A 535-nucleotide genomic window follows, 5' to 3' on the forward strand; every position below is an offset into this window, starting at 1 on the left:
GTGCGTCACCTCGCGAACTCCGCCGCGACCCTGGTGCACCCCTCGGCCCACGCCGACCTCGTGCGGCCCGGGATCGCGATGTACGGCCTCACCCCGGTGCCGCAGGTCGACGACGACTTCGGCCTGCGCCCGGTCATGACGCTGCGCGCGCGGCTCGCCCTCGTCAAGGCGCTGCCGGCGGGGCAGGGCATCAGCTACGGCCACGCCTACGTCCCCGACGTCGACACGGTCGTCGGGCTCGTGCCGGCCGGCTACGCGGACGGCGTGCCCCGTAATGCGACCAATGTCGGACCACTCTTCGTCGAGGGCCGCCGCACGACGATCGCCGGACGCGTCTGCATGGACCAGTTCGTCGTCGACCTCGGCCCGGACTCGCCGGCTCGTGCCGGTGACGTCGTCACCCTCTTCGGCGGAGCGCCCGGTGAGCCGACCGCGCAGGACTGGGCCGACGCGACCGACACCATCAGCTACGAGATCGTGACGCGGCTCGGCGCGCGGGTGCCGAGGATCTACGTCGGCGCGCCGGGGGACGACG

The 535-nt window shown here is 73.5% G+C and carries 1 protein-coding gene; it reads left to right on the top strand.

The annotated features are described in order from the left end of the window. Positions 1–535 (top strand): alanine racemase (gene alr, locus AC1DP0_RS22580; RefSeq protein WP_478088933.1); only part of this gene is annotated, 535 nt, incomplete at both ends.

Source organism: Terrabacter sp. P5_B1, from assembly GCF_056400505.1.